The organism is Kitasatospora sp. Xyl93, from assembly GCF_055383135.1.
Genome location: NZ_AP029185.1, coordinates 1,506,623 through 1,515,950 on the forward strand (window position 1 = coordinate 1,506,623; position 9,328 = coordinate 1,515,950).

1 protein-coding gene is annotated in these 9,328 nt (G+C 72.4%); it reads right to left on the minus strand.

Translation table 11 applies throughout. The features are described from left to right. Nucleotides 1-24 precede the first annotated feature (24 nt). Nucleotides 25-9,300, minus strand: a complete 9,276-nt coding sequence (locus tag ACZ5GH_RS06395; RefSeq protein WP_464333680.1) for a type I polyketide synthase — start codon at nucleotides 9,298-9,300, stop codon at nucleotides 25-27. Nucleotides 9,301-9,328: the final 28 nt, after the last annotated feature.

A 9,328-nucleotide genomic window follows, 5' to 3' on the forward strand; every position in this document is an offset into this window, starting at 1 on the left:
TCTTGATCTGAGCACCGGAGATCATCACGACGCCCCCAGTTCCTTGTTGATGAAGTCCAGAACCTCGTCGGCCGAGGCTTCGTTGAGCTGTCCGGCCACGGTCTGCCGGGTGACGGCGGCGCCGCCGTCCTCCGCGCCGGTCCCGGGGGCGCCGCGCCGCATCCACCGGGACAGCAGGGTCTGCATGCGCTCGGTGATGTCCTGGCGCGCGTCGGCTCCCCCGTCGACGGAGTCCAGTTCGGCAGCCAGCCGCTCCAGGGTCTCCAGCACCGGATCGCCGTCGTCCGCTCCGCCGGTGCCGACCAGCTCACCTCGTACGTAGTCCGCGAGGGCGGTGGCGTTCGGGTGGTCGAAGACCATCGTGGAGGCCAGCTTGACACCGAGCACCTTGGAGAGGCGGTTCCGCAGCTCGACCGCTCCGACCGAGTCGAAGCCCAGCTCCTTGAACGCGCGTTGCGGCAGCACGTCGTCCGCCGACTCGTGGCCGAGGACCGCGGCCGCGTGACCCCGCACCAGGTCGGTCAGGACCTGACGCTGCTCAGCGACCGGCATGCCGGCCAACCGGCCCGCCCACTCGCCGACTTCCTCGGTCGCGGTGGTGACGGCCTCGGCGGCCAGGACGGCACGCACCTCGGGAAGGTCCGCCAGCAGACGGCTCGCCCGGTGCAGGGTGTACGTCGGCACGAACTGCGACCAGTCGAAACCGGCCACCACCATCGCACCCTCACCCGCGTCCAGGACCTGACCCAACGCCAGCATGCCCCGACGCCCGTCGATACCCTCCATCCCGAATTCACGCAACCGCTCACCACCCGAGCTCGCGGCCATACCGACACCGGACCACAGACCCCACGCGACCGACGAGGCCACCAGACCCCGGGAACGACGGTCCTCCACCAACGCGTCCAGATGCGCGTTCGCCGCCGCGTAACCACCCAGGCCACCACTGCCCCACACACCCGCACCCGACGAGAACAACACGAACGCGTCCAGATCCCGACCCGCCGTCAACTCGTCCAACACCATCGCGCCACCGACCTTCGCCGACAGCAACCGCGACAGCTCGGCCACCGACAGCTGCTCCACCGGTGTCCTGCCGCCCGTTCCGGCCGAGTGGACCACCGACGACAACGCCGGGCCCGTCGCGTCGATCGAGTCGAGCAGGCCTGCCACGGAGGCCCGGTCGGCGACGTCGCACGCCACCACCTGCACCGCCGCACCACGAGCCGCGATCGACGCCGCCAGCTCCGCCACACCGGCGGCACCCGGACCCGAACGGGACGTCAGCACCACCCGCGACGCACCACGATCCGCCACCCACTGGGCGGTGATCGCACCCACACCACTCGTACCGCCCGTCACCAGCACCGAACCACGCGGCGACCACACCTCACGCACGACCGGACGGCCGGCACGCACCAACCGCCGCGCCACCACCCCGCCCGCACGCACCGCCACCTGATCCTCATCGCCGACCAGGACGGACGCAAGCCGCGCACCCGTACGCGCATCCACGGCAGCCGGCAAGTCAATCAACCCGCCCCAGCGGCCCGCCAACTCCAACGCCGCCACGGCACCCAGACCCCACACCTGCGCCTGCACCGGCCGCACCACATCACCCGCGACCGCACCCACCGCACCCCGCGTGACCACCCACAGCGGAGCGGACACACCGAGCCGGCCAAGCTCCCGAACCAGCGCGACCGTCGCCGCCAGACCACCCGGAACCAGCGGGAACGCCCCCACCGGCGACTCCTCCAACGCCAGCAGCGACACCACACCCCGCAGATCGGAGCACGCGGCCACAGTCTGACCGATCCGGTCAGGACGATCCGCAGTGACGACATCGGCACCGTGATCCGCCAACGCCTTCGCCACGACGCCCGCATCGGCGCCGTCCCCGACCAGCAGCCACGTTCCGGCCAGCACCCCGCCGGACTCGCTCACCGGCACCCACGACACCCGGTACCGCCAATCCGCGACCGCCGACCCGGCCCGCTCACGGCGCCGCCAGTCGGCCAGCGCCGGCAGCACCTCGCCCAACCGGTCACCATCGATGTTCAACGCCGCCGCCAGGCCGTCGGCGTCCCCGCCCTCGACCGCCGCCCAGAACTCGGCATCGACGACGGAACCCTCGGCAACCTCGGCCACCGCCTCCGGCCAGTAGTGACGGTGCTCGAACGCATACGTCGGCAAGTCCACCGTCGAACCACCGCCCACGAGCCCAGCCCAGTCGACGGGAAGTCCCCGCACGTAGGCCTCGGCGAACGACGTCAGCAGACGCTGCGCGCCACCCTCGTCACGTCGCAGCGTGCCCACCACGACCGGAGAGCGCTCCTCCAGGCTGTCTGCGATCGCCGGGGTCAGCACCGGATGCGGCGACACCTCCAGGAACACCCCGTGCCCCGCATCGGCGAGAATGCGCACGGCGCGGTCGAACTCCACCGTCTCCCGAAGCGACGCGTACCAGTACGCCGGGTCCAGCTCGGGGCCGGACAGCCACGCGCCGGTCAGCGCCGAGACCATGGGGATCCGGGCCTCGGTCGGCGCGATGCCCTGGAGAACCGAGAGGATCTCCTCGCGCAGCTCGTCCACGTGGGCACTGTGCGACGCGTAGTCCACCGGAATCATCCGAGCACGCGGCGAATCCCCACAGGAGTCCGCCAGTTCACGCAGCGCGTCCGCGTCACCGGACACGACCGTCGCCGACGGACCGTTCACCGCCGCAACCGACAGGCGGGAACCGTACGAAGCGATCCGGGCGCGGACACCGTCCACCGGCTCCGCGATCGACAGCATCCCACCGCGACCGGCCAGCACCTTCAGGGTCTTGCTCCGCAGAGCCACCACCTTCGCGGCATCGTCGAGGGAGAGAATCCCGGCCACCGCCGCGGCGGCGATCTCACCCTGCGAGTGACCCACCACCGCCTCCGGAGCGACACCGGCCGCCTCCCACACCGCGGCCAGCGACACCATCACCGCCCACAGCGCCGGCTGCACCACATCAGCGGCCTCAAAGCCGTGAAGGCCAGCCAGCACGTCATCCAACTGCCAGTCCACATACGGCGCCAGGGCCTCAGCACACTCCGCCAGCCGGGCGGCGAACACCGGCGACGACTCCGCCAGCTCGCGCCCCATCCCGACCCACTGACTCCCCTGACCGGGGAAGACGAACACCGTCCGCCCCACACCAGCGGCCGCCACCGACCCGGTCACCACACCCGCCGCCGGCTGCCCCGTGGCCACCGCCGCCAGACGCTCCGCGAACTCGCTCCGCTCGCCGCCCAGCACGACGGCCCGGTGCTCCAGCGCCGCACGCGTCGTCGCCAGCGACCAGGCCACATCGCCGACCGACAACTCCGGCCGCGCCAGCACATGTTCACGCAGCCGACCGGCCTGACCCGCCAGCGCCCCCGCGCTACGACCGGACACCACCCACGCCTGGGCCCCGCTCTCCACAGCCGGGGCGGGAGCCGGGTCACTCGCGTCGATCGCGGCCGGGGCCTCTTCGATGATCACGTGCGCGTTGGTGCCGCTGATCCCGAACGCCGACACGCCCGCCCGGCGCGGCCGCTCACCCGCCGGCCACTCCACCGCCTCCTGCAGCAGACGGACGTTGCCCGCCTCCCAATCGACGTGCGAGGACGGCTCGTCCGCGTGCAGCGTCTTCGGCAGCACGCCGGCCCGCAGCGCCATCACCATCTTGATCACACCCGCCACACCCGCGGCCTGCTGCGCGTGCCCGATGTTCGACTTCACCGACCCCAGCCACAACGGCCGGTCCTCGAACCGCTCCTGGCCGTACGTCGCCAACAGCGCACCCGCCTCGATCGGGTCACCCAACTCCGTACCCGTCCCGTGCGCCTCGACCGCGTCCACGTCCGCCGCCGAGATCCGGGCGTTGGCCAACGCCGCACGGATCACCCGCCGTTGAGCCGGACCGTTCGGCGCCGTGAGACCGTTCGACGCACCGTCCTGGTTGATCGCGCAGCCGCGCACCAGGCCCAGGATCCGACGGCCCTTGCGCTGCGCCTCGGAGAGGCGCTCCAGCACGAGCATGCCCGCGCCCTCGCCGATGCCCATACCGTCGGCGCCCTCGCCGAAGGCCTTGCAGCGGCCGTCGGAGGCGAGCGCCCGCAGGCGCGAGAAGCCGACGAACTCGCCCGGGTCGGCCATCACCGTCACACCGCCGGCGAGAGCGACGTCGCACTCGCCCGATCGCAGCGCCTGCACCGCCTGGTGCAGCGCGACCAGGGACGACGAGCACGCCGTGTCCACCGTCACCGCCGGGCCCACCAGGCCCAGGGAGTACGAGATCCGGCCGGACAGCACGCTCAGCGCGTTCCCGGTGATCAGGTGCGCCTGGGCTCCCGCCTCGCCGCTCGCGGCGCCGATGTAGCCGGAGGAAGCCGCGCCGACGAAGACGCCGGTCGCCGAGCCGTGCAGCGACTTCGGGTCGATGCCGGCCCGCTCGACGGCCTCCCAGGAGGTCTCCAGCAGCAGCCGCTGCTGCGGGTCCATCGCCAGCGCCTCACGCGGGCTGATCCCGAAGAACCCCGCATCGAACTCCGCAGCCCCGCTGAGGAATCCGCCCTCGACGACGTACGTCGAGCCCTCGGCGTCCGGGTCGGGGTCGAAGAGCGCGTCGACGTCCCAGCCGCGGTCCGCCGGGAACGCGCCGATCGCGTCGCCGCCCGCCGCCAGGAGCTCCCACAGCTCCTCCGGAGTCCGGACGCCACCGGGGTAGCGGCAGGCCATGCCGACGATCGCGATCGGATCGGTCGACACCGCCGCCGCCGTCACCGTCTGGTCCTCGTCCGAGTCCGACCCGAACAGCGCGGCCAGGATCTCATCCGCCAGCGCCGACGCGCTCGGGTGGTCGAAGATCACCGTGGACGGCAGCCGGACGCCCACGGCCGCATTCAAGCGGTTGCGCAGGTCCACGGCGGTCAGCGAGTCGAAGCCCAGCTCCCGGAACGCCCGGCTCGCCACGATCTCGTCCGCCGAGTCGTGGCCCAGCACCGCGGCCGCCTGCGTCCGCACCAGCTCCACGACGCTCCGGCGCCGCTCGGCCACCGGCAGGCCCGCCAGGCGGGCGGCGAACTCGCTGCGCTGCTCGTCGACCGTACGAGGGGCGGTGTCCTCCTGCGCCTCGGGGATGGTGTCCAGCAGCGGACGCGGGCGCGCGGCCGTGAACACCGGCGCGAACTTCTCCCACTCCACATCCGCGACCGCGATGAACGTCTCGTCGTCGGCCAGCACCTCACCGAGCGCCGTCAGCGCCCGCTCCGTGTCCAGGAAGTTCATGCCCTGCCGCAACAACCGGTGCGGGGTCACCCGGCCGGGCGCCTGGTCCATCACCGCGTCGACGGCGTCCCAGTCGCGGGTGTTCCACACACCCCACGCGATCGACGTCCCCGGCAGGCCACGGGCGCGACGGTCCTCCGCGAGCCCGTCCAGGAAGGAGTTGCCCGCCGCGTACGCGGCGTGGTCGTTGCTGCCCCAGGTGGCGGAGATCGAGGAGAACATCACGAACTCGTCAATGCCCAGGTCGGCCGTCGCCTCGTCCAGGTGGACAGCGCCGGCCGCCTTCGCACCGACCGCCAGGGCGAGCCCGTCGCGATCGGTGTCCTCCAGCCGTGCGAGGAACGGGGTGTTCGCCGAGTGCAGGACGGTGGACAGGCCGGGGCCGGTGTTCTCGATCCACGACACCATCGCCGTGACCTGCTCACGCACCGTCAGGTCGCACGACACGACCTCGACGGCCGAACCAGCCTGCACCAGCGTGGCCGCGAGCGCCGCCGCCCCGGGCGCCGACGGGCCGGAGCGGGAGGTCAGAACGACCCTCGGCGCACCGTGCTCGGCCAGCCACGGACCGAGGACCACACCGATGGCACCCGAGCCGCCGGTCAGCAGGACGGTGCCGCGCGGCGACCAGTCCTCCGACTCGACGCGACGGGCCTCCGCCCGTACCAGCCTGCGCAGGAACACCCCGGATGGCCGCACCACGACCTGGTCCTCCCGGCCGTCTGCGAACACACCGACCAGACGGACCGCGGCATCGGCGTCCACGACCGGCGGCAGGTCGACCAGACCGCCCCAGCGGTCCGCATGCTCCAGACCGACCGTACGGCCGAGACCCCAGACCTGCGTCTGCACCGGGCTCGTCGTCACCTCGTCCGGGCCGACGGCCACCGCGCCCCGGGTCAGCACCCACAACGGAGCGGTGGCCCCGGCCCGACCCAACGCCTGCACCAGCTCGACGGTCTCCGCCAGCCCGCGCTGAACCAGCGGGTGGTCGGCGAGCGGCGTCTCGTCCAGGGCCAGCAGCGACACCACACCGGCCACGCCCTCGGCCGGCACCGCGCCAAGGTGCTCCGGGCCAGCGGCCGTCACGACCTCGGCACCCTGACCGGCCAGCGCCTCGGCGACCGTCGTCGCGTCGGGACCGTCGCCGACGACCAGCCAAGTGCCGGACAGGTCCGCCGGGCCGCTCGCGGTGGCCGGCTGCCAGGTGATGCGGTAGCGCCAGTCGTCCACCGACAGCTTCGCCCGCTCCACCGCCGGGGCCTCGGGCCAGTAGCGGCGCCGCTGGAACGCGTAGGTCGGCAGCGCGACCGCCGTGCCGCCGCCGAGCACCGACGCCCAGTCGACGGGAGCGCCCTGGACGTACGCCTCGGCAAGCGAGGTCAGCAGACGCTGCGCGCCACCCTCGTCACGTCGCAGCGTGCCGACCACGACCGGGGAGCGCTCCTCCAGGCTGTCACCGATCGCCGGGGTCAGCACCGGATGCGGGGACACCTCCAGGAAAACGCCATGTCCCGCGTCGCCGAGGATCCGCACGGCGCGGTCGAACTCCACGGTCTCGCGCAGCGACGCGTACCAGTACGCCGGGTCCAGCTCCGGACCGGACAGCCACTCGCCCGTCAGCGCCGACACCATCGGGATGCGGGCCTCGGTCGGCGCGATGCCCTGGAGAACCGAAAGGATCTCCTCGCGCAGCTCGTCCACGTGGGCGCTGTGCGAGGCGTAGTCCACTGGGATCATCCGGGCGCGTGGGGACTCCCCGCAGGAGTCCGCGAGTTCGCGCAGCGCATCCGCGTCACCGGAGACGACCGTCGCCGACGGACCGTTCACGGCCGCGATGGACAGGCGGGAACCGTACGAAGCGATCCGGGCGCGGACACCGTCCACCGGCTCCGCGATCGACAGCATCCCACCGCGACCGGCAAGCGCCTTCAGGGTCCTGCTCCGCAGAGCCACCACCTTCGCGGCATCGTCGAGGGACAGGATCCCCGCGACGACGGCAGCGGCGATCTCACCCTGCGAGTGACCCACCACCGCCTCCGGTGCGACACCGGCCGCCTCCCACACCGCGGCCAGCGACACCATCACCGCCCACAGCGCCGGCTGCACCACATCAGCGGCCTCAAAACCATGCCGGCCCGCCAACACATCGTCCAACTGCCAATCCACATAAGGCGCCAGAGCCGCAGCACACTCCGCCAACCGCGCCGCGAACACCGGCGAAACCTCCGCCAACTCGCGACCCATCCCAACCCACTGACTGCCCTGCCCCGGAAAGACGAACACCGTCCGCCCCACACCAGCGGCCGCCACCGACCCCGTGACCACACCCGCCGCCGGCTGCCCGGTGGCGACGGCCGTCAGCCCCGCCGCCAGTTCATCCCGGTTCGCGCCGAGCACGACGGCCCGGTGCTCCAGCGCCGACCGCGTCGTCGCCAACGACCAGGCCACATCGCCGACCGACAACTCCGGCCGCGCCACCACGTGTTCACGCAGCCGACCCGCCTGACCCGCCAGCGCCGCAGCGTTCTGGCCGGAGACCGGCCAAGCCGACGCCCCACCGGCGAACACCGGAAGCGCCTCGACTTCCCGCGTCTCGGGTTCGACGGCCGCCGGGGCCTCCTCCACGATCAGGTGGACGTTCGTACCGCTCACACCGAACGCCGACACGCCCGCCCGGCGCGGGCGCCCACCCGCCGGCCACGCCACCGGTTCCTGGAGCAGCCGCACGTTCCCGGACGTCCAGTCGACGTGCGAGGACGGCTCGTCCGCGTGCAGCGTCTTCGGCAGCACCTCGTGCCGCAGCGCCATCACCATCTTGATCACACCGGCCACACCGGCCGCGCACTGCGAATGCCCGATGTTGGACTTCACCGACCCCAGCCACAACGGCCGGTCGGCGGCCCGGTCCTCGGCCTGCCCGTAGGTCGCCAGCAGCGCCTGCGCCTCGATCGGGTCGCCCAGCGTCGTCCCGGTGCCGTGCGCCTCGACCACGTCCACGTCCGCCGCCGACAGCTGCGCGTTCGCCAGCGCCGCACGGATCACCCGCCGCTGCGAGGGACCGTTCGGCGCCGCCAGACCGTTCGACGCACCGTCCTGGTTCGCCGCACTGCCACGGATCACCGCCAGCACCTGGTGCCCGTTGCGCCGGGCATCGGACAGCCGCTCCAGCAGCACCATGCCCGCGCCCTCGCCCCAGCCGATACCGTCAGCCTCCTCCGAGAACGCCTTCGACCGGCCACTGGACGCCATACCGCCCTGCTGGGCGAACTCCATGAACGCACCCGGCGACACCATCACCGCCACGCCGCCGGCCAGCGCCATCGAGCACTCACCCGACCGCAGCGCCAGAATCGCCTGGTGCATCGCCACCAGCGACGACGAGCACGCCGTGTCCACCGTCACCGCCGGACCGTTCAGACCCAGGCAGTACGAGATCCGGCCCGAGGCGACCGCCGACACCGCACCGATCAGCCGGTAGCCGTCCAGGCTGGTGTCCTCGACGGGCAGAACCGAGCTGTACCCCGACGTGTTCGCTCCGATGAACACACCGGTCATCGACCCGTGCAGCGACTTCGGGTCGATCCCGCCGTGCTCGATGGCCTCCCACGAGGTCTCCAGCAGCAGCCGCTGCTGCGGGTCCATCGCCAGCGCCTCGCGCGGGCTGATCCCGAAGAACCCCGCGTCGAACTCGGCCGCGTCGTAGACGAATCCGCCCTGTCGCCGGTACGTCTGCCCTCGGCCGAACGCCTCCTCGAAGGCCTCCCAGCCGCGGTCGGACGGGAACCCGCCCACCGCATCGACACCGCCGGCCACCAGGTCCCAGAACTCCTCGGGACCCGTCACACCGCCCGGGAACCGGCAGCCCGCACCCACGATCGCGATCGGTTCGCTCGACGCCGCAAGGAGCGCGCTGTTCTGCTGCCGGAGCAGCTCGGCTTCCTTGAGGGAGGTGCGAAGTGCTTCGACGAGCCTGTCGTTGGTCGTTTCCATGATCATGTGCTCCGAATCAACGAGGGCG

Excerpts from the sequence above, each read along its gene's own strand:
- ACZ5GH_RS06395 (WP_464333680.1), bottom strand. The coding sequence starts at position 9,300 with ATGGAAACGACCAACGACAGGCTCGTCGAAGCACTTCGCACCTCCCTC.